Annotated in this window: 15 protein-coding genes and 1 tRNA gene; 14 read left to right on the plus strand and 2 right to left on the minus strand. The window is 51.2% G+C overall.

What is annotated here, in order from left to right; all coding sequences use genetic code 11:
• Positions 1–23 precede the first annotated feature (23 nt).
• The 14 genes from C5F52_RS04765 to C5F52_RS04830 all read left to right on the plus strand — a co-directional run bounded on the left by C5F52_RS04765 (position 24) and on the right by C5F52_RS04830 (position 18,067).
• Positions 24–1,169, plus strand: coding sequence for a capsular biosynthesis protein (locus tag C5F52_RS04765; RefSeq protein ID WP_161499647.1), 1,146 nt, complete (start codon positions 24–26; stop codon positions 1,167–1,169).
• Between the two features lie 4 nt (positions 1,170–1,173).
• Positions 1,174–1,956, plus strand: coding sequence for an ABC transporter permease (locus tag C5F52_RS04770; RefSeq protein ID WP_236657734.1), 783 nt, complete (start codon positions 1,174–1,176; stop codon positions 1,954–1,956).
• On the plus strand, positions 1,953–2,624 hold the full coding sequence (locus C5F52_RS04775; RefSeq protein ID WP_104797213.1) for an ABC transporter ATP-binding protein: 672 nt from the start codon (positions 1,953–1,955) through the stop codon (positions 2,622–2,624). The genes C5F52_RS04770 and C5F52_RS04775 overlap by 4 nt, the downstream gene beginning before the upstream one ends.
• Positions 2,625–2,698: 74 nt before the next feature.
• Positions 2,699–3,781, plus strand: a complete 1,083-nt coding sequence (locus C5F52_RS04780; protein ID WP_236657735.1) for a chain-length determining protein — start codon at positions 2,699–2,701, stop codon at positions 3,779–3,781.
• 2 nt (positions 3,782–3,783) lie between these two features.
• Entirely contained in the window at positions 3,784–5,523 is a 1,740-nt protein-coding gene (locus tag C5F52_RS04785; protein ID WP_104797215.1) for a polysaccharide biosynthesis/export family protein, read from the plus strand.
• Positions 5,524–5,535: 12 nt separating this feature from the next.
• Positions 5,536–7,767 (plus strand): stealth conserved region 3 domain-containing protein, encoded by a 2,232-nt coding sequence (locus tag C5F52_RS04790; RefSeq protein ID WP_104797216.1) that lies wholly within the window; start codon positions 5,536–5,538, stop codon positions 7,765–7,767.
• The gene (locus C5F52_RS04795; RefSeq protein WP_104797217.1) at positions 7,764–8,786 is read left to right on the plus strand and encodes a galactosyltransferase-related protein; all 1,023 of its coding nucleotides are present in this window, start codon (positions 7,764–7,766) and stop codon (positions 8,784–8,786) included. The genes C5F52_RS04790 and C5F52_RS04795 overlap by 4 nt, the downstream gene beginning before the upstream one ends.
• Entirely contained in the window at positions 8,783–10,897 is a 2,115-nt protein-coding gene (locus tag C5F52_RS04800; protein WP_104797218.1) for a capsular polysaccharide biosynthesis protein, read from the plus strand. Before C5F52_RS04795 ends, C5F52_RS04800 begins: the two co-directional genes overlap by 4 nt.
• A gap of 68 nt (positions 10,898–10,965) precedes the next feature.
• On the plus strand, positions 10,966–12,438 hold the full coding sequence (locus C5F52_RS04805) for a Fic family protein (RefSeq protein ID WP_104797219.1): 1,473 nt from the start codon (positions 10,966–10,968) through the stop codon (positions 12,436–12,438).
• 15 nt (positions 12,439–12,453) lie between these two features.
• A complete protein-coding gene (locus C5F52_RS04810) occupies positions 12,454–13,656 on the plus strand; it encodes a hypothetical protein (protein ID WP_104797220.1) in 1,203 nt (400 codons plus the stop codon).
• Positions 13,649–15,016, plus strand: a complete 1,368-nt coding sequence (locus tag C5F52_RS04815; RefSeq protein ID WP_161499648.1) for a cytochrome P450 — start codon at positions 13,649–13,651, stop codon at positions 15,014–15,016. The genes C5F52_RS04810 and C5F52_RS04815 overlap by 8 nt, the downstream gene beginning before the upstream one ends.
• Complete coding sequence (locus C5F52_RS04820; protein ID WP_104797802.1) at positions 15,016–16,404, plus strand: cytochrome P450; 1,389 nt, start codon at positions 15,016–15,018, stop codon at positions 16,402–16,404. Before C5F52_RS04815 ends, C5F52_RS04820 begins: the two co-directional genes overlap by 1 nt.
• Positions 16,401–16,745 (plus strand): hypothetical protein, encoded by a 345-nt coding sequence (locus C5F52_RS04825; RefSeq protein WP_104797222.1) that lies wholly within the window; start codon positions 16,401–16,403, stop codon positions 16,743–16,745. The genes C5F52_RS04820 and C5F52_RS04825 overlap by 4 nt, the downstream gene beginning before the upstream one ends.
• Positions 16,742–18,067 carry a glycosyltransferase gene (locus C5F52_RS04830; protein WP_104797223.1) on the plus strand — a complete coding sequence of 442 codons (1,326 nt, stop codon included), beginning with the start codon at positions 16,742–16,744 and terminating at the stop codon, positions 18,065–18,067. The genes C5F52_RS04825 and C5F52_RS04830 overlap by 4 nt, the downstream gene beginning before the upstream one ends.
• A 305-nt stretch (positions 18,068–18,372) precedes the next feature.
• Here C5F52_RS04830 and C5F52_RS04835 read toward each other — a convergent pair.
• Both C5F52_RS04835 and C5F52_RS04840 read right to left on the minus strand, forming a co-directional pair.
• Positions 18,373–18,448: transfer RNA gene (locus C5F52_RS04835), tRNA-Asn, on the minus strand.
• Positions 18,449–18,482: 34 nt separating this feature from the next.
• A complete protein-coding gene (locus tag C5F52_RS04840) occupies positions 18,483–20,660 on the minus strand; it encodes a TonB-dependent siderophore receptor (RefSeq protein ID WP_104797224.1) in 2,178 nt (725 codons plus the stop codon).
• Positions 20,661–20,664: the final 4 nt, after the last annotated feature.

Consider the following 20,664-nt stretch of genomic DNA (forward strand, 5'->3'; position numbering starts at 1 on the left):
CTGTGTTGAAGGCTTCGCAAACTGTGCTTTTGTTGCAAGGGCCTGTTGGGCCATTTTTTGACCGACTGACTCAATGGTTGACTGCAAAAAACAAGCAAGTACACCGCATCGTCTTTTCTGGCGGAGACCTGCATGACTGTCAAGTCATTAAGCCCATCAAGTTTGCAGGCCTGTTGAATGAATGGGGAGCCTTTTTTGCCTCGCAATGCGTACAGCTTAAAGCCGATTCGGTGGTGTTGTTTGGCCAGTCGCGTGCGTACCACCAACAAGCGCTTCAGGTAGCAAGCAGACTCGGTATTCAAGTCGTCGTTTTGGAAGAGGGCTATTTCAGGCCTGGCTTTGTGACGATGGAGCTAGACGGCGTGAATGGCAATTCCTCCACGCTCGATCGTTTTAGCTGGGATGGCGTGCCAGAACACATCACCAGCGCGACAGACAAACATCCATTTCTAAACTCAACATACTTTGCTGCTAAGCATTACGCGCATATGTTGTTGGGGCATTGGCAATTTCCTACCTACGAGCATCATCGCCACCGTTCGCCTGCTTATTACTTCGGTTATTGGATGTATTCGTGGTTCAGAAAATGGAGCCATTTCAAGCTTGATATGCGCAAGCAAAAGCAGTTGCTAGACAGCAAGGCTTATTTTTATTTTGTGCCCTTGCAGTTTGAAGGCGACGCCCAGTTGAAATTGTTCTCTGGCTATAGCTCGGTTGAAGAGTTCTTAGCCGAGCTGATTCGTTCCTTTTCCCTTCATGCGCCCAAGCCGGCGATGCTTGTTTTTCGTGAACATCCCCACGGTCGTGGCATGGGCGGTTATAGATCATTCATTCGTCAAATCGCCAAGTCATATGGGGTTGATTCGCGCATCGTGTATTTGGTCGAGGGCGACACACCTGTATTGGTCAAGCATTCGGCTGGCGTGATCACCATCAACAGCACGGTAGGGGTGCGCGCTTTGAAATCGCAAGTACCCCTTAAGGTCATGGGGGCTGCCATTTATCAACGGCCAGGCTTAGTGTTTGAGGGGGAGCTGGACGAGTTTTGGATCAAGTCCATACCCGCTAAGACAGAGCTTTCAGAAGACTTTGTGTTGCAGCTCAAAAACCTGACACAAGTCCCTGTGTGTGGCTATGCCACGCGCAACATCCCGATTGATTGGCGGTAACAGCTTGGCTACCCGTTCTCCTTGGCAAGTCATGTGGTCTGTGTGGAGTGCATTGTTTTTGCGCGAAGCATTGGCGCGTTTGTTCTCTAGTCGCGGTGCTTGGGCTTGGTTGTTGTTGGAGCCCATTTTTCACATTGCGTATTTGGTGATTATTTTTACGGTCATTCGCGTTCACTCCGTCAGCGGGTTTGATACGGGGCTTTGGATTGTGGTGGGCTTGTTGGCCTATTTCACCTTTGAGCGTGCAAGTGGTCAAACGGCCAATGCCATCAACGCCAATAAATCGCTGTTTTCGTATCGCCAAGTGCAGCCGATTGACACCATGTTTGTCCGTGCCTTCTTAGAGGCGCTGCTGTTGAGTGTGGTTGCCATCGTTATTTTTAGTGCAGCCGCCATGCTTGGGCATGATGTGTTGCCGCATGACCCGTTTGAATTGTTTCTCGCCATCTTTGGCTTGTGGCTTTTGGCACTAGGTTGGGGCTTGGTGCGTGCCGTTTTGCATGACCTCGTGCCTGAGCTGGAAATTGTGTTGAACTTTGTCATGAAGCCCATGTACATCATCTCGGGTGTCATGGTTCCCTTGGCAAGCATTCCGTTGCCTTACCGCGATTGGCTGCTTTACAACCCAGTGGCGCAAGGAGTCGAGGCTGCACGCGCTGGTTTTTCGGCCACCTACCACCCGGTACCAAGCCTGAGTGTTTCGTATCTGTTTGCGTTTGCGATGCTGCTTTTCTTCATGGGCTTGCTACTCATGCGCAGGTTTTCTGTTAGGTTGGTGACTGCATGATCGTGGTGACAGACGTGCACAAACGCTACCAAACAGACCATGGCCTAGGGCCTTGGGTGTTGAAAGGCGTCAACCTCACTATTCCTCGCAACGTCAACGTAGGCTTGGTGGGAGGCAACGGTGCTGGCAAATCTACCTTGCTTCGAATCATGGGTGGGGTTGATCAGCCCAACAAAGGCAGTGTTCAACGAACATGCCGTGTCTCTTGGCCCATGGGCTATGGCGGTGGTTTGCAGGGCTCACTCTCTGGTCGGCAAAACGCTAAGTTTGTTTGTCGCATCCACGGCCACACATCGCATGCCGACTTGCAAGACCGCTTGCAATACATCCAAGACTTTGCGCAGTTGGGTGAGTCGTTTGACGAACCTGTCAAAACCTATTCATCAGGCATGAAGTCGCGTTTGCAATTTGCGTTGTCTCTTGCCATTGAGTTCGATGTCTATATTTCAGACGAAGTCACAGCAGCTGGCGATGCAGCTTTTACCAAGAAGGCAGCAGCTGCATTCAAGGGCTTGGCTAACAAAGCCGGGCTCATCATGGTGTCGCACGGCGAGGGCACGCTGAAGCAGTTTTGCCAGTCTGGCATTTGGCTGAATAAAGGCCAAGCACACTGGTTTGAAAACATTGACGATGCCTTGGTTGCTTACAAAGAAAGCCTGCCGCAATGAAGCCCAAGGAATTTGTGCAGGCATTGAAAAAACGAGACTGGGCCGCAGACCAGTTGCGAGTCAAGCAACTCGCTATGGCTCAGCCCATTTGGGCCGCAGCCTTTGCGTTTTTTGTTGCTATGGCTGTCTATTGGTCGGTGCTGGCTTCTGATCGCTATGTATCTACAGCGCACATCGTCATTCAGCGCACCGATTTGTCAACGGGTGCTACAGCGGGTGACCTAGCCAGTTTGATTGGCGGTGTGTCTGGTGCAAACCGTGCCGACCAGCTCATGATGCGCGACTACCTGCTATCTGTGGGCTTGCTGCAAAAGCTTGATAAAGAGCTCGACCTGAGAAGCCATTTCAGCAACTGGCGTCGAGACCCGTTCTCTAAATTTTTGTTTGCCAATGCGCCCATTGAGTGGTTGCACCGCTACTACCTCAGCCGCGTGTCGGTAGAGCTGAACGACTATGACGGCGTATTGGTGGTCAATGCCCAAGCCTACACGCCCGAGATGTCCAAAGCGATTTCAGAAAAACTTGTGCTCGAAGGCGAAGCGTTCATGAACAACGTTGCCAACAGCTTGGCACAAACGCAGGTTGATTTCTTAGAAAAACAAGTGGTGCAAATGCACGACCGTTTGTTAAGCGCTAGACAAACCCTGCTTGATTACCAAAACAAAAAAGGCCTCGCATCACCCATGGCCACGGCAGAAAGCACCGTTGCCATTTTGGCCAAGCTGCAAGCCAGCTTGACCGAGCTGCAAACTCAAAAAAGTGCATTGCAGTCATACCTCGTCGCCAGCCACCCCAGTGTGGTTCAACTCAACCAGCAAATTTCCGCAGTCGAAAAACAAATGCTGCAAGAGCAAGCCAAGTTGGCTTCGCCCACTGGTAAACCGCTGAACAAAACAGTGGAAGAGTACCAGCGCTTAGAGATGCAAGCCGCATTTGCGGATGCTGTTTATAAAACGGCACTCTCCGCCCTAGAGCGTGGCCGAATAGAAGCCACGCGCACCATCAAAAAAATCAGCGTCGTCCAAGCCCCCACCTTGCCCGAATACCCGCTTGAGCCCCGACGCATCTACAACACCTTGGTTGCCTTGATGACCGCCTTCTTGCTGGCAGGCATCGCACATTTGCTGTGGGCTGTGGTGCAAGACCATAAAGATTAAACATGTTCTATCGTTTCTTATCTCTTCGCTGGCTGCTACTGGGCAGTGTGGTTTGCATAGCGCAATCCGCACTAGCGGCTGACTACACCGACCCATTGGGTGTAAACCAAGCATTAGGCTTTACCACTAAGCCACCCGCTGCCAATATGGTTGCACCCACCTTGCCCCCGCAACTTGTAAATGCCCCTACAGAAATTCGCCCCCAAGTACCTCAACAAGCTGACTATTTAAAAAACACCCAAAGCGATACCTTTGGTGCCAACCTGTTCACTGGGGCATTTGCTAGACAGGGTGCCACCCAGTTCAACCCCGAATACGCCGTGGCCGTGGGCGACAAAATTCAGGTGCGCTTTTGGGGTGCGTTTAACTTTGAAGCATTGTTGGTGGTTGACCCTCAAGGCAACGTGTTTGTGCCCCACGCAGGCCCCGTGCGTGTGGTGGGCGTGCGCAATCAAGACTTGCAGCGTTTGTTTGAAACATCCATTGGCAGGTCTTTCAAGTCCAACGTCTTTAGCTACGCCAGCTTGGCCGAGGCGCAGCCCGTGCGCATATTTGTAGGCGGCTTTGTCAATCGCCCCGGCCTATACAACGGTACCAGTATGGACAGCCTGTTGCACTTCCTTGACCAAGCGGGTGGTATCGATCCAGATCGTGGCACGTTCATTGATGTGCAAGTCAAGCGGGCAGGGCAGGTGCGTGCCACAGCTAGCTTGTATGACTTCATGCTCAATGGGACCATGCCCCTCATTCAGCTCAGCGATGGCGATGTGGTGTTTGTGCCACCGCGTCAACACACCGTCATGGTGGGCGGCTTGGTGCAAAGTGCGAAGCGGTTTGAGTTTCAAGCCACCCAAACACCCAATGTGCAAACACTGGCCGCACAAGCCAAGCCTCAAGCATCAGCCACCCATGTGCGCATCACGCGCAACACAGGCACTGTGCGCAACACCGAGTACTACCCTTTGGCCAAGGCAGCTGATGTTAGTCTTGGCAATGGTGACGAGCTTGAGTTCACGGCAGACAAGCTACCCGGCACCATCACCGTGCGCGTAGAGGGCGAACACACCAGCCCCCAAGAATATGTGTTGCCATACGGCACCCCGCTGGGGCAGCTGATGAAAGACATTCAGCTACGCCCCGATGCCGAGGCAGAAAGCCTTCAGCTATTTAGGCAGAGCGTGAAGCAACGCCAAAAAGAAATGCTGGCTACCAGCCTACGTAGCCTAGAAGCTGCTTTGTTAACAGCACGCAGTGGCAGCAGCGACGAAGCCCGTCTGCGCAAAGACGAAGCCGACCTGACCCTGCAATGGGTAGAGCGCGCTAAGAAGATAGAGCCTTTGGGCCAAGTGCAAATTGCCCAAGCGGCAGACCGCGGCCAACTGTTGCTGGAAAACGGCGATGTGCTGCGCATACCTCGTAAAGATGGCTTGGTGCTTATTAGTGGCGAAGTGTTGTTTCCAAACGCCGTGGCCTTTGACAAGAAGCTTGGCTTATCTGACTACATCAACAGAGCAGGCGGCTACACCCAGAGCGCAGACAACAGCCGAGTGGTAGTGGCTAGGCGCGATGGCAGCTTTGAGCAAACCAACCCAGGCAGCTACATGTCGAGCGTGAACGTTCGCGCGGGTGACCAAGTGTTGGTGCTACCAAAGGTGGATGAGAAAGACCGTCAGTTCTGGAAAGACATGACTCAAGTGATTTATCAAATTGCGGTGAGCGCAAAAGTTGTTTTTGGACTTTGATTGAATAGACCTATGAAGCGAAAAATTAAAAAATTACTTACAAATCCGAATCGATTCTTCTTTGACTATTTTGCAAAGCGCCTTGGTAACAGCGGATCCCTGAAAAACGAGGCTAATCCGCCGTTTGAAGAAAAGTCGAATATCTGGAATCGAAATGGATTTAAATTTGATGAAAAAGTGCACCCATGGGTGCAAGTTGCGACGAAATTCAATCTGCGTACTGGGGCAACAACTGGGCATCCCGACCAATCCATGCTCATTAATGCCCGCGATCTGCTGGATGTTCTGCTCTACATTTTTTGGATAGCCCACAATCTTAAGACTGCGGTACGAATATACACATTAGGGGGGGGTGTAAATATCACAACACCTCGCGAAGCATTGTGGCGCATGGCAGCAGTCGAGGATACATACAAGAAAATACAGAATAAACCTGATTTTGTTGTTGAGTTTATTGGCGAATTCGATAACAACTTTGCAGCCCAATTTTTTCCCTACGACATTGAATCCGACGGCTTGATGGTCATCAGATCAAGTCGCGCATATGTTAAAAAGCTACTGCCCGAGGCATTTGAAAAAGCTTATCCGCGAATTATTAACGAATTTGGCAACTGGGCCTTTGGTTCGCCGTGGCCGGTTGATGTCGTTTACACTTGGGTAAATAAGGATGATCCGAAATGGCTCGAAATGTGGAGCAGCACCTTTCCGGAAATGTCAATCAACCTTGATAGATTTGCATCCAAAGACGAGCTTAGATACTCTTTACGAGCACTATCCAAGAACATGCCATGGGTACACAAAATTTATATTGTATCCAACTGCTCACGCCCAACCTGGCTTAAAGAGAACTCCCGAGTGAAGTGGATTGATCACTATGAAATTTTTCCCGATAAAAGTGCGCTTCCAACATTTAACTCCCATGCCATAGAGGCTTGCCTGCACAAAATTCCTGGACTCAACGAGCATTTTATTTACTTCAATGACGATGTACTCGTAACACAGCCCTGCAATTATTATGATTTTTTCGACGAATCCGGACGCAGCGTCGCGCGTCTTGAACCGTACGGCATGGTGTTGGCCAACAACAACTTTGATACTGCCCGAGATTATTTATCCGCCTCAATAAATTCACAAAACATTATTCAAAGGATAAATCCACCTTATATGGCTACACGCCTGCACCAGCATACCCCGCATGCTTTTAAAAAAACGATTCTCGAGGAAATTGAAGAAAAAATTTCCACAGAGATAAATCGCACGCGAAACAATAAAATTAGGACCCCAAACGATATTAACGTGACCTCATTCTTGTATCATCATTGTACAATTGCAGCCGGACGTGCAATATTAAAAGAAGATAAGAGCGCCATTATTCGACCCAAAAACATCAATCAACTCGATAAAAAAAATATTTATACATACAAGTTCCTTTGCTTTAACGATGGCGATGGAAGCTCAAATAACGAAAAGTACATAAGCGATTACAAGTCGCTCATGACTCAAATATTCCCGATGCGCTGCGGATTCGAGATCAACGAGGTTTCTTGGTGCAGTGTGCGAATGTCGAAAACCATCATGGCCTACAAGACCCGCGCACACAGGATCCCCTATATTCGGAGGATGATTGGCGACGCCGCAGTCTCGCTTGACGACGGTCGCTGGGGGCTTTGGGAGAATTCGAAAAGATGCTGGCTTCAACACAACAAGGCATTTGATTTTCATTTCGTAATTCAAGATGATGCACTGGTAGCTAATAATTTTTATTGCCAGCTTCATAAGTTATTTGACGAACTTGGAAATTCCAAAAAAGACTATGCGTACTCAATGTTTTTTAGAGAAAAAGGGAACGAGAAGAAGCCAGTTTTCGCAAAGTTCAATGAAAATGCACGCAAAGCCTTTCATGATGGCGCAAGCCACATGAAGGATAAATACCTAAGATACGGCATTGCTGTCGCAATCCCATCAGACCAAATTGACCCAATAATAGAGCATGCAGAATCGCTTACTCACCTTGGAAATCACGACGATAGCCGCTATTCGCATGCCTTAGCAAGGCAGAAACTGAGTATTGTTTACTCATTCCCCTCATTGATAGACCAGGACCCCGATTGCACAAGCACACACACGACCAGCCGCGACACGCAAGCATTACGAGCAACATGGTTTTCTGATGGACCAAACGGATTTATAAAGGGCAAAAATGCTCAAGCTGGTCAGTCGGCGAATGATCATGAAAGTCCATGAACAGCTTTCGTGTCACCATCGTCACGCCACTCGACCTGAAGCGACGCGCAAAAGGATTGACTGAGAGGATGACGCACCTTGCCGAAGTTAGCAGCAAGGCCGGCTTTGACCTTGTGATTGGAAGCACAGATCGCGGCATTTCAACCAACGAACCAGTCAAGCAGTTAATGCGACACCATTCGCAGGTTACGGTCATATTTGAACCAGAAGATTCCGAACTCCCGAATCTCGCTCGTCTTCGAAACATCGCTGCACAGGCGGCCAGTGGCGAAGTGTTGCTTTTCTTGGATGCAGATATTGCACCCGATATTGACTTATTCCAATCGCTTGCCCAGCAGGTAATGCAAGGAAGCTCGTTGGCGATGGCACCATGCATTTACCTTTCAGAACAGGGCACAAGGCGTCATGCTACCGGAACACCGCTTAACAAAATCATTCAAGAGTGCCTGAATTTTTCCCCTGCCGATGTCATACATTGGGCGCTCCCCTCTTCAGTCATGGCGATGAGGCGCGAAGACTTCTTGGAGTTGGGAGGGTTTCACGAGGGTTACACAGGCCATGGCTACGAAGATTTCGACTTCATGCTCCGCTTTGCGCTAAGAAAGCAGTTGCTGGAGCCATCTCCTGACCTACTGATTGATCGGCCCTACCGCGCACCGCTGCTTGCAGAGGGGTTTCGAGGGGCATTGGGTGCCCTGTGTTTGCACAACCTGCTTCAAGATAATATTGCCACCCATTTATTTCATGATCGTGACAATACAGAGGACTACTATGTAGGGCGAACAGCGAATGCACTGCTTTTTCGCGAGTGCATGACCAAGTTGCTGGTTGATTTGAACGCATCGTCATCGGTCTCGTCTGTGCCGCTAATGGTTTCCGCTTTCTACAGGGAGTGCAAGCTACAGGGCATTGCGCCCACTAAATTCAACGCTTTGTTCGATGCACGACCAAGACACCTATTGGTGAAAAAGCCGTGGTTTAAACGGATGGAAAGAAATGTAAGCCGGCTTTTTAGATGAAGAGAGTAGCCATTTTTTCTCGTGGCGTGCGTGGAATTTTTGCACTTGATTCATTAATCGGTCATCAGATCATTTGGCGTCCATCGCAATCGACCAATGTTGTCGCTACTGCGTGTTGGGGAAGAAGGACAACTTCAACGGCTTCGATTGAGTTCGCTCAATCCATGGGCTTGCGCTGTTGGTTTCTGGAAGACGGTTTTTTGCGGTCTTTTGGTACTGGCAACTTGTTCCCTGGCTTGTCTCTTGTAGTAGATGAACAAGGTGCTTACTACGACAGCACCCGCCCTAGCGCGTTGGAGGGTATGCTGGCAAACTCACAAGATGTGTTGGCGGGCCATGAAATTCTGGTGGATCAAGCTTTACAGGTGTTGTTGGAGAAGGGGTTGAGCAAGTACAACCATGCGGCTGATGTGGGCGATTGTTTGCTTGGTTGTTTCGGATCTCGCAATCGCACGCTGGCGCAGCGTATTTTGGTGGTTGACCAGACATTAGGCGACATGAGCGTTTCTCTGGGGGAGGCGACGGCTCAAACTTTCACAGACATGTTGGCTGCTGCCAAGGCAGAAAACCCAGACGCAACTATTTTTGTAAAGACGCACCCCGAGGTGTTTTCAGGCCGCAAGGGCGGCTATTTGACGCAAGTGCAGCCAGCTGATCGTACCGTGTTGCTGCGCGATGCGGTTAACCCCATGAGTCTGCTCAGCCACATGGATAAGGTGTATGTGGTCACCAGCACCATGGGCTTTGAGGCTTTGCTTGCAGGCAAAGCCGTGGTGTGCTTTGGTGTGCCTTGGTACGCAGGCTGGGGCGTGACTGATGATCGTTGTAAAGATTCACCTGCTTGGGCGCGCCGTACGCGTCAGCGATCTGTGCGCGAGTTGTTTGCGGCAGCTTACATCCACTACACCCGTTACCTCAACCCGGTCACGCACCAGCGGGGCAGCATTACGGATGTGATTGATTGGTTGGTTCGCCAGAAAAATATGGCCAATCGCATGCACGGCAAGCAACGCCAAGGGCGTGTTCTGGGTGTGGGTTTTCGGCGCTGGAAGGCTGCCAACCTCAAACCCATGTTGGGCTTGCATCGTGAGCTGGTGCAATTTGTTCCAAATCCAAGTGGTCTAGAAAAGCTTTCACCTCTACCAGGAGAAACTTTAGTTTGTTGGGGGACTAGTCCGTCCCCTGAGCTTTGTGCGTTCGCGCAAGACAAGCAACTAAAACTCCTCTATTTGGAAGACGGCTTTGTTCGCTCAGTAGGTTTGGGCTCAGATCTCATTCGTCCTCATTCTTTGGTGCTAGACGAGCGTGGCATTTACTTTGATGCCACACGTCCTTCGGATTTAGAACACATACTGGCCACTCGTGAGTTCACGACAGAGGACATGCAGCGAGCGCAGCAAGTGAGGGCGTTCATCTTTGAACACGGCATTACCAAGTACAACTTAGAGCCACGACAAACTGTGCAATGGCCTAGCAATGGGCGTTTGGTGGTGCTGGTGCCTGGGCAAGTAGAGGACGATGCCTCTATTAAGCTAGGTTGCACTTCAGTGCGGACCAACTTAGATTTGCTGCGTGCTGTTCGCCAGGCTCGGCCTGATGCGTTCATTGTGTATAAGCCTCACCCCGATGTGTTGAGCCTAAACCGCAAAGGGCGCGTGGCCTTGGCGGCTGCACACGAGTATGCAGACCATGTAGAGGCGGGAGTGTCGGTGGTGAGTTGCATAGCTGCCTGTGACGAGGTGCACACCATGACATCGTTGACGGGCTTTGATGCGCTACTGCGCGGCAAAAAGGTGGTGACGTATGGCCAGCCTTTTTATGCGGGCTGGGGCCTCACCGAAGACCACGCAGAAAACGCCACTGCGTTTGAGAGAAGGCAGCGCCGTTTGACCTTGGATGAATTGGTGGCGGGTGCCTTGCTGCATTACCCCATTTATTGGGATTGGGATTTAAAGGGCTACACCACGTGTGAGGCTGTGCTGCACCGCATCGTTGAGCAGCGCACAGCGCTTGAGGCGAATGGCGGCTTGCACAAACTGCGTGTGGGTTTTGTGCGCCGGCAGTTACGCAAGGCCAAGGTGTTGTTTGACAGTTGGACTGGGCGAGTTTGATGGATGATTTAAGAAAAAATTCGGTAGATAATGAATTTTTAAGAAAATCTTATCTTTCGAAAGAAAATATGAGCCTCCTTGGTTACGCTTATCTTCACGCCCATTTGAAGCTGACAGCATTTGAACCTGCTACGCATGCAAGGCTTGGCGCCGTGACGCGAGTGACTGCGACGGCCAATGGGCTGTTGGTGCCTGCTCAGGTGGCTGGCAAAACACAAACCCTGTTAGACCAGGTGTTGTTTGCGCTCAAGCACGAAGGGGTCAATTTGCAGGTGCTGGCTCAAGCGCTGCCCAAGGTGCCAGCACACGAGATGGTGGCAGGTATACATGCCGCACCTTCTGGCCTTTATATCCGTGTGGCGTGTTTCTTGTGGGAATTCTTTAATGGCACAGAGCTGCAAGGCCTACCTGACATTTCTGGGCCAACGGTGGATGTATTCGATGCCAGCCGTTACCTCACCACCAAGGGCACACGCAATGCCAAGTGGCGGGTAAATTTCAATGGATTGGGAAGCTTGTCATATTGTGTGACGGTCGAACGTACGCCAGCCATTGAGGCTTTGCTGTCGGCCGATATTTTGGGGAATGCCCATCGGTTTGTGGCGGAGTTAGCGCCCATGGCTGCAGAGCGTGCCATGTCATGGGCATATTTGCATGAAACGCAAAGTTCGTTTGCCATAGAAAAAGAACTGCCCTCACACACCAAGGCCGAGGCTTTTGTGGCGCTCTTAAAGCAGGCGAATCAGGCTGAATCTTTGGATGAGTCGTATTTGGTGGCTTTGCAAAATGTGTGCATGACCAATCCGCTGGACCTAGCGGCAGAGTATCGACATCAACAAAACTGGTTGCGTGGGCCTTTGCGGGGGGCTGTAGGCGTGACGTATGTGCCACCGCCCCCTGAGTGGGTGCCAAGTTTGATGGATGACTTGCTGGCATTTGCAAACGAGGCGCCCAAGCAGATCGACCCGTTGGTGTGTGCCGCTGTGGTGTCGTTTGCATTTGTGTTCATTCACCCGTTCATGGACGGGAATGGGCGTTTATCGAGGTTTTTGTTTCACCATGCGTTGTGCAGATCAGGGCTGTGGGGCAACGGTTTGTTGCTGCCCGTTTCGGTCGCGATGAAGCGAAATGAAGGCCAGTACCTAGCGGCTTTGCAAAGCTACTCAAGGCCAGCGCGTCAAGCGTGGGATGTGACATGGCTGGGAGATGACGAGTTTGACTTTCGGTTCAAGTCGGATGCGTCGGTTTATCGGTATTGGGATGCCACAGCATGTGTGGCATTTGGTTTAGACATGGCGCAGCAGGCATTGAATGTCGATTTAAAAGATGAGGCAGAGTTTTTGGCGCAGTTTGATGTGATTTTCAAGGCTGTAGACGAGCGCTTTGATGTGCGCGGCAATGACTTGACCAACTTGGTGCTGGCGTGTTTACAAAACAATGGCAAGGTATCTGCCAATCGACGCAAAAAATATGCTGACACCGTGCCTGCGAAAGTGTTTGATGCAATTGAGACTGAGTGGCAAAGTTTGTTGCGCGCTTGAGCATATGGGAGACAAGTGACTGTTGAAAGTCAAGAGCAAGTAGTGCGCCGTCGCGTGCACTACTTCAGCGGTTTTGACCCACGTGGTGCAGCCTATTACCACCGCTTGTGTGTAGAAGAAGCAGCCAAGCCGCAAGTGCAGGGGGGCACCTTAAATGTTGGCCGCCGCAGACGAATGGGCAAGCTGTTCAACCATTGGACGGTGAACTGGCAAAGTAGCGGCAATGAAGCTCAGTCGATTAAAACCCAGCATGTGTTTATGAGTTGGGACGACATCATCCGCAACCATTGGAGTAAAAGACCTTGGGCACTAGTCAAAGAGTTTTGGCTGGCGTATCGCGGCATTATTTTTGATGTGGACTTGTCGCGGGTGAAGCAAATTTTTGAGGGTGTTTATATGACTGGCGTTTTGCCGGGGGCGTATTTGCTTGTATCGCTGTTGCTAGGTGTTTTGTTGGCTTTGGGTTTGCAGTCACTGAGCACGCTGATGCTTGGCCCCCAATGGCTGCAATGGGCTTGGCAAGTGTTGGCTTGGCTTATGGGTGCGGGGTTGGTGGTGGCACTGGGCGTGTACGGCGAGCGCAGAGGCTTGTTTTGGCTGCTTCGCATCTTCACGTATGTCATTCGCATGGGGCGCAGTGGCATAGAGGGTGCAGAGCAGCGCACCCAGCTATGGGTAGAGCACGTGATACAGCGCCAACAAGAAGACCCTGTGGATGAGGTGCTGCTGGTGGGCCACAGCATTGGCACCTTGATGATGGTGGGCGCTGTGGACGCTTTGCTGCAAGACCCACGCTGGCAGGCGTTGCAGCAGGGGAGAAAAACCAAGGTACTGACTTTGGGGCAGTGCTACCCGTTCATTGCCATGGTGCCAAGGCCGAAAGCCCGGCTGTTCAAAGAAGCATTGCAGCGCTTGAGCTTCCATCCCCATTTGCTGTGGTGCGATGTGACGGCCAAGATAGACCCGCTGTGTTTTTACCGTGCGCACCCGTTGGTTAAAACAGACGTGGACCACAGCAAGGCCCCGATGCCCGTGTTGCACAGTGCCAGTTTTTTCAAGATGTACACCCCTCAAAGTTGGGCGGTGATTCGGCAAAACAAACTGGATGCGCATTTTTTGTATTTACGTTCGCCAGAGTTGGCAGGCAACTTTAATTTGTTTGACGTGCTGTATGGCCCCAAATTGTTTGAGCAGCACATCGAGAGGGCGCGTGCCTAAGTTCACACCACCCATTCCTGCGCCGCTACAAAAAAGCAAGGTGGGAGTGTTGGGCTTTTGGCGAGTTGCCCATTCGTGGATAGACGCACTCAGCCACAAAAGCTACGAGATGCTGCTGGGCCACTTTTGGCTGCCAGCCATGCGTGTGTTCATCATCAACGACCCCAAGTGGGTCGAGCGCATTTTGGTGAAAGAGCCAGCTAACTACCCAAAACACCGTTTGATGCACGAGTCGTTAGAACCGTTGATTGGTTCCAGCCCCTTCACCACAAATGGCACAGTGTGGCAGCGGCAGCGGCGCATGCTAGACCAGGCCTTTGGCCATGCTCGTTTGAGTTTGGTGTTCCCACTTATGCAGCAGGCGTGTCAAGATATGTTGTTGCGGTTTGAGCAGCAGGACCTTGGCAAGCCTCTAGATGTCGATGCTGCTATGACGCATGTAACGGCAGACATCGTGTACCGCACCATTTTTTCAGTGCCTTTGGGTGAGGCCGAAGCTGCCAGCTTGTTTGCTGCTTTCACCCGCTACCAAGAGTTTGCGCAAAAGGTGATGGTGTGCAAGCTGCTGCGTTTGCCGGTGCTTTGGTATGACTACCGCCGTCGCCAATACGCGGCGGTGATCAAAGCCTTTTTGGGTGACAAAGTGCGCCGACGGTTTGAGTTCTTAACCACTCGCGAAGAACAAAATGGTGCTGACATTTTGTCTGGCTTGCGTTGTGCCATCGACCCAGAAGACGGCGCTGCTTTGACCGAGCAAGAGGTGCTAGACCAAGTTTGTATGCTCTTTTTGGCAGGACACGAAACATCGGCTAGTTCGTTGAGCTGGTGCTTATATGTGTTGGGCGAGGCACCCAAACTACAAAAACAATTGGTCGATGAACTACTTCAGGTCGCACCCACGGGTGAACTGAACTTTACAGAGATGCGCCAGCTCAGTGGTGTGGCTGCTATGTTTCGAGAGGTTTTGCGTTTGTACCCACCCGTTGGCTACTTTCCCCGCGAGGCGATGCAAGACCAAGAAATTCGCGGTGCCAAGGTCAAGAAGGGGGACGCCTTGCTAGTGTTTCCGTGGCTGTTGCACCGGCACAGGCGTTGGTGGCGTGAGCCCGATGTGTTTAATTCTGAACGTTTCTTGAACAAAGACAACGCCCCCGTGCGAGGTACTTACTTGCCCTTTGGTTTGGGAGCACGTGCCTGCATTGGGGCAGGTTTTGCCATGCAAGAAGCCGCTTTAATTTTGAGTGCTGTGATGAAGACCTATGACGTGCTGCCCGTGCCGGGGTTTGAGCCACAGGTGGTGGGGCGTTTGACTGTGCGTTCAGCCAAGGGCATACAAGTGATGCTAACTAGAAAGCCGTGATGCGTCATTTTTGCCCTGTGTACCCCAAGCCTCGCCAAAGCAAGGCTTCAGCCTTGCTGATGTTTTTCAGCGCCAGACGTTCGTGGCTCGATGCCTTGTATGAGCGCAGCTACCGCATGCGCATGGGCGAGGTGCATTTGCCTGGCTTAGACCTTTACATGGTGAACGAACCTGCTTTGGTGAAGCAGGTGATGGACACCCAGGCTGAAGCTTTTCCTAAAAGCAATTTGCTAGGTGAAGCCTTGAAGCCTTTGTTGGGCGAGAGCATCTTTACAACCTCTGGCGACCAATGGCGCAAGCAGCGGAGCATGATGGACCCCGCATTTGCACAGGCGCGCCTTAATGTGGCATTTCCAGTGATGCAAGCAGCGGTTGCCGACATGCTGACACGTTTGTCTGCTTTGCCCGACGGTGCGGAGTACGACCTAGAAGTAGAGATGACGCATGTGACGGCAGACATCATCTTTCGCACTATTTTTTCGGTGCCCATGGAGGGCGCTGATGCCAAGCGTATCTTTACAGAGTTTGCAAGGTTTCAGGCCATTGCGCCTCGGCTGATGTTGCCGTCTATCTACGGGTTGCGTTGGTTGGTGTGGCCTTGGGATGTTTGGCGTAGTCGTCGTGCGGCAGCTGCCATTCGCGGGTTGTTAGGGCAATTGATTCGCCCGCGCTTTGATGCACACCGCGCAGGTAAGCCGAGTGGCACTACAGACATCTTGCAATCGTTTTTAGATGCGAAAGATGAAGTATCAGGCGAGGGCTTTAGCTTTGAAGAGTTGCTAGACCAAGTGGCTATGTTGTTTTTAGCAGGGCACGAAACTTCTGCCAGCGCCTTAACTTGGGCTGCTTACTTGATGGCCAACGCACCCGATATACAAGAGCGCATGCACCAAGAGGTGGTGATGCATTTGGCCGATAGGCAGCCCGAGCTGTCAGACATGCGCTACCTCGACTTGGTGCGCAATGTATTCAGAGAAACCTTACGTCTGTTTCCGCCAGTTGGGTTCATGGCTAGGCAATCTGCTTCTGCATGCCCCATGCGTAAAAAAACGATAGAGCAGGGGGCGACAGTGGTGGTGTCGCCATGGCTGATTCAGCGGCACCGTGAGTTTTGGGATGACCCTGATGTGTTCAACCCCGATCGTTATGACAACGACGCTTCACGCGAGTCATTGAAGCAAGCCTACTTACCGTTTGGCATGGGGCCGAGGGTATGCATGGGCGCGGCCTTTGCGTTGCAAGAGGCGACGTTGATTTTGGCAAGTTTGGTGCGTGACTACCTTATTTCAGCTTTGCCAGAGCACGAGCCACAACCTGTGGGGCGTTTGACGATTCGTTCAGCGAATGGGGTGCGGTTGAAGCTACATCGACGAAGGAAGGGTGTATGAAAGAGCGGGCGGTTGGATTTACTTTGTTATGCGCATTGATACCGCTGGCTGTACTGGGTTACTGGCTGTTGGTGTGGATTGGTTTTTTTGGCCCAAACGCCCGTGGCCGAGCAGGTGTGCGGGCGCTGGATAACTTTGTGAATGCCACGATTTTTAATGGCTATGCATGGGAGTCGATTTCTTCTCATGCATGGCGCGAACGCGACAAACGCTGGGCGAAAGTGGTGATTCGTCTCACCGATAAGTTTCAACCAGGCCACTGCCAGCGCGCCAACAAGCGTGAGCAGCCGGTGGTGGATTTGATTCGCAAATCCAAGCTCGATAGCCAAACCATTTTTTGAAGCTCAGCAATTTAGTCAAGCAATTGTCAAAAATTCTGATTTGTACGCGCGGCTCTTTGGGCGACGTTCTGCCATACATCGCACTTGCGCATGGGCTGCAAAAAAACGGTCATCAGGTCTTGATGGTTGTGAACGCTTCGAATTTTGGTGTTGTGAACAAACAAGGCATTGAATGCGTGGCATTTGATGTTGGCCAAGCTGCTGATAAGCAGAACAGCAAGGATTTCAAAGGTTTAACGCAAAGCCTTTTGGGCAGTTTGAAAGTGCTCCGCAAGCTTGGCAAGCACCTTAGGCAAGAAGTGGCATGCATTCAAAGGTTGGCACCTAGCTTTGATTTGATTCTTGGTTCTCAAACCAGTTTGGCTGCGCCATTGGTTGCGCGTGCTTTGGGTAAGACCTGGGTCTTTTCGGGCGTGTCGCCGATGGCGTTTATCTCATTCATCGATCCACCATATTTGCATGGCTTGCGCTGGCTAGGCAAAGACTCGATGCTGCCAAATTGGTGGAAAGCTGTTTTGCAATGGTTTTTCTTAAAACTGTCAGATGTGATTTATGTGGATTACCGCCAGATAGAGCAAGAGCTTGGGTTGCCACATGAACATCCCTTATTTGCTGGGCGTTACTCGTCTTGGTTGAACTTGGCTTTGTTCTCGCCGTTGCTGGCTAGACCTCAAGCTGATTGGCCTGCGAAGACGATTCAGTGTGGTTTTGTGAAAGAAACGATCCGCGTAGCGCATCAGACTCACGATGTAGGCCTTGAAAATTTTTTGGCATCTGGTCCGGCACCTGTTGTTTTTACATTAGGTTCTGTTGCTAGGGTGGACCCACAAGATTTTTATGAGTTGGCGCTCAAGGTAATTGCCAAGCTTGGTGTGAGGGCCGTGCTCATAAAGCGTGAGGGCGTTCCATTAAATGTTGATCCATCAATGCCTGTACATGTGTGTAGCTTTGCTGATTACTCAGTGCTCTTTAGGGCGTGTCAATGCGTGGTGCATCACGGAGGCGTGGCAACGCTTATGCAGGCGATGGCTGCCAATAAACCAAGTTTGATTCTTCCAAGAACACTAGATCAGTTTGATCAAGCGGCTCGAGCTAAAAAAGTAGGTGTTGCTGAAGTCTTGCCGTTTATGAAGTTATCTGAATTGTTGCTGCTTGAAGGGATAAAGAGATTGCTGACTGGTTCTAGCGTCGAGGATGACGGTAGTAAAAAAAATACAAAATCAATTTTGCAAGAAGATGGTTTGAGGTTTGCTTGCTTGGAAATTGAACGCTTGTTACTAAAGCTGGGAGCTAACAATGCCGTATTATTTGAAATTCGTTAATTTGGCAAATTTTCTGAAGGAAGAGTTCATACGTGCACACGCGATTGATCGGCGTGGCTTGAAACTTCTAGAGGCTATTTCAATACAACATTCACTCAATCAGTCGTGGATGACGACCGATGTTATGGCCTTATCACAGTTCGGTTCTCCAGCCGCAATTCACCGAAAGACCGACGTACCAAGTACTTGTGCACGAGTGAGATCGTTAAACAATACTAAAACCGGCTTGTTCTTGATAAGTAGAAGATACAAAAAAGCATAAAGAAAAAGCCTTAGCACGTGAATGCTAAGGCTTTACTTTTTTATGGCTCCTCGACCTGGGCTCGAACCAGGGACCTACGGATTAACAGTCCGGCGCTCTACCAACTGAGCTATCGAGGAATACAAAAATTATAGCGCATTTTTTGCGCCATTTTCAGAGGTGGAACTGAACTGTTGCACGAACGGTTCGTGGTGCCCCTGGGTAGAGGAAATATTGCCCATATTCCTTGGGCGATTCGCGCCAGTAGTGCTTGTTGGCGAGGTTGTGAATCGCCAGTGTCCAAGTAGAGGCTACGCTGTTGGCCTTGGTGTCGTAATGGGTCGTGGCATCAACGGTGGTCCAGGCGGGGAGTATGAGGTTGCCGTCGTTTTTATTGGTGACATGACGCTCACCTTCGCGAGAGAGGCGCAAGCCAGATCGCAAGCCCGTTACGCTGGCGAAGTGGTATTCAAGCATGCCACGCAAAATGTATTGAGGTACGTTGATTGGTCGCTGACCGTTCAGAGCGCTTTGAACCGTGGCGTTTTCACGTTTGGCATCTAGCCACATGGCGCTGCCGCCGAAAGACCAGCGTTGCAGTGTGTTTTGTGCGCTCAGTTCTAGGCCTTGGTGATGGGCTTGGCCATCTATTTTTCGCGTGCAGCTACTCGCGGTCGTATCGCAAGTGCCGGTATCCGTTGTGGCTGGGCGTGTGATGTCAAACCAAGTCACTTGCCATTGAGCTCGTTCATGCTGGTTTTTCAAACCCACCTCGCGCTGCTTGCTGCGAAGCGCAGGCAGTGGTTGACCTGAGTTGGTATAGCTGTTTGAGCTGGGGGCTGATTGCGTTTCTAGGCCTTCGCTGTAGCTCGTATAAATAAGGTAATTCGCATCAAGCTGATGACTCAGCGCTAGCCACGGTGTTGTGACGCCGCGTTCGTCTTTCACCATCCCATCACCGTTGGTCATGATGCTGCTGCGATTGAGTTGTGTATGGCGCAGTCCCAACCAAGCCGCGGTGGTTTTGCTTAGGCTCAGGTGATCGTTGAAGGCAATTTCAGTGCTGTAGTCGCTGGCATTGGTGTTTGGCCAATATTGGGTTGCGCCACTGGGGGAGGTCAAACCACCGTTGGTGCTGTTGGTGCTGCCCAATAACGTGTCTGCCGCGGTGTAGGGCATTTGCTTGATGTAACGCTGTCGCATCACGCTGAATTTGATGTAGTGACTCAACCCGCCAATGTCTGCCTGCCCACTGAGTTCTGTGTGAACAGCTTCGGTTTGACGGCGTTCGTTGTCACTGCGAAAGTCATGGATTTGAAAATTCCCCATGGGTGCGAGGCAAAAACTTTTGGTTTGAGTGCTGCTGCAGCCAGAGGCATAGGTGAGTCTGTCATCTGCGCGCAAACGCTGTGTGCCGTACTGCGTGCGCCACATCCAGCCATCATCTAGCTGGTGTTTCAGTCGCACAGTCCCGGTGAGACCATCAAATACACCAGGTTGTGAGGTGGGCTGACGCGTGATGTTGCGTGTGCCATCCACCGTCGCTGGTAAAACAAATCGACCGTTGTTTGGGTCTGAGCCCAGCACGCTGTAAAAGTTGACGCCAATTTGTTCGTAGTGGCTTTGCTCTAACTCCCATTCCAAGCGATTGCTGCTGTTGATGCGCCAGTCCATCGCCAAGGCCAACAAGTTGCGATAGCCCCGAGTGTCGCGAATGTAGGGGTTGAGGTCCTCGTGGGCGAGGTTGATGCGGTAGCCGAAATCAGTGCCGTCACCAAAGCGCCCACCCAAATCAGCCGAGACCAAACGGTTGTCACCAGGGCCGTAGCTCAGTGTGACATCACGAATGTTTTTGCCTGAGCTAGTGGGGGCGCGTTTGACCAGGTAGCTCACTAAGCCGCCTGGTGAACTGATGCCTGATTGAACGCCACTCGTGCCTTTGAGCAATTCAAGACGCTCTTTGTTGTCCATCGCAATGATGGTTTCAGCAGAGATGGGAAGGCCTTCGCGACGGTAGTTGTAGCGGTTGTCCAGTGCGAAGCCGCGTACGCTGAGCTTGTCCCAATAGGCAGGCAGGTTGTAGCTGTCGCTGACAGAGGCGTCTAATCGAAGTGCGTCTGACACCCGCTGTGCACCGATGTCGCGCAAGGTGGCGTTGCTGATGGAGGTGACGCTGATGGGCAACTCTTGCCGAGTCACACCATCAAAGCCCGATACCAAAATGGGTGGCTCCGCAGTGATGGTGATTTCAGTTGGATTTTGTTGAGCCCAAGCCGATGAGGTGGCGGCAATACAAAGTGCAACAGCACTTTGTACGCGCGGAACTCCAAAAAACCTAGACTTACGATTCATCCTT

The sequence above is a fragment of the Limnohabitans sp. TS-CS-82 genome (assembly GCF_002943475.1).

Bases quoted from the DNA above. Each gene is read 5' to 3' on its own strand.
- C5F52_RS04805 (WP_104797219.1), top strand. From the start codon at position 10,966: ATGAGCCTCCTTGGTTACGCTTATCTTCACGCCCATTTGAAGCTGACA.
- C5F52_RS04825 (WP_104797222.1), top strand. From the start codon at position 16,401: ATGAAAGAGCGGGCGGTTGGATTTACTTTGTTATGCGCATTGATACCG.
- C5F52_RS04780 (WP_236657735.1), top strand. From the start codon at position 2,699: ATGGCTCAGCCCATTTGGGCCGCAGCCTTTGCGTTTTTTGTTGCTATG.
- C5F52_RS04790 (WP_104797216.1), top strand. From the start codon at position 5,536: ATGAAGCGAAAAATTAAAAAATTACTTACAAATCCGAATCGATTCTTC.
- C5F52_RS04795 (WP_104797217.1), top strand. From the start codon at position 7,764: ATGAACAGCTTTCGTGTCACCATCGTCACGCCACTCGACCTGAAGCGA.
- C5F52_RS04785 (WP_104797215.1), top strand. From the start codon at position 3,784: ATGTTCTATCGTTTCTTATCTCTTCGCTGGCTGCTACTGGGCAGTGTG.
- C5F52_RS04840 (WP_104797224.1), bottom strand. From the start codon at position 20,660: ATGAATCGTAAGTCTAGGTTTTTTGGAGTTCCGCGCGTACAAAGTGCT.
- C5F52_RS04800 (WP_104797218.1), top strand. From the start codon at position 8,783: ATGAAGAGAGTAGCCATTTTTTCTCGTGGCGTGCGTGGAATTTTTGCA.
- C5F52_RS04820 (WP_104797802.1), top strand. From the start codon at position 15,016: ATGCGTCATTTTTGCCCTGTGTACCCCAAGCCTCGCCAAAGCAAGGCT.
- C5F52_RS04775 (WP_104797213.1), top strand. From the start codon at position 1,953: ATGATCGTGGTGACAGACGTGCACAAACGCTACCAAACAGACCATGGC.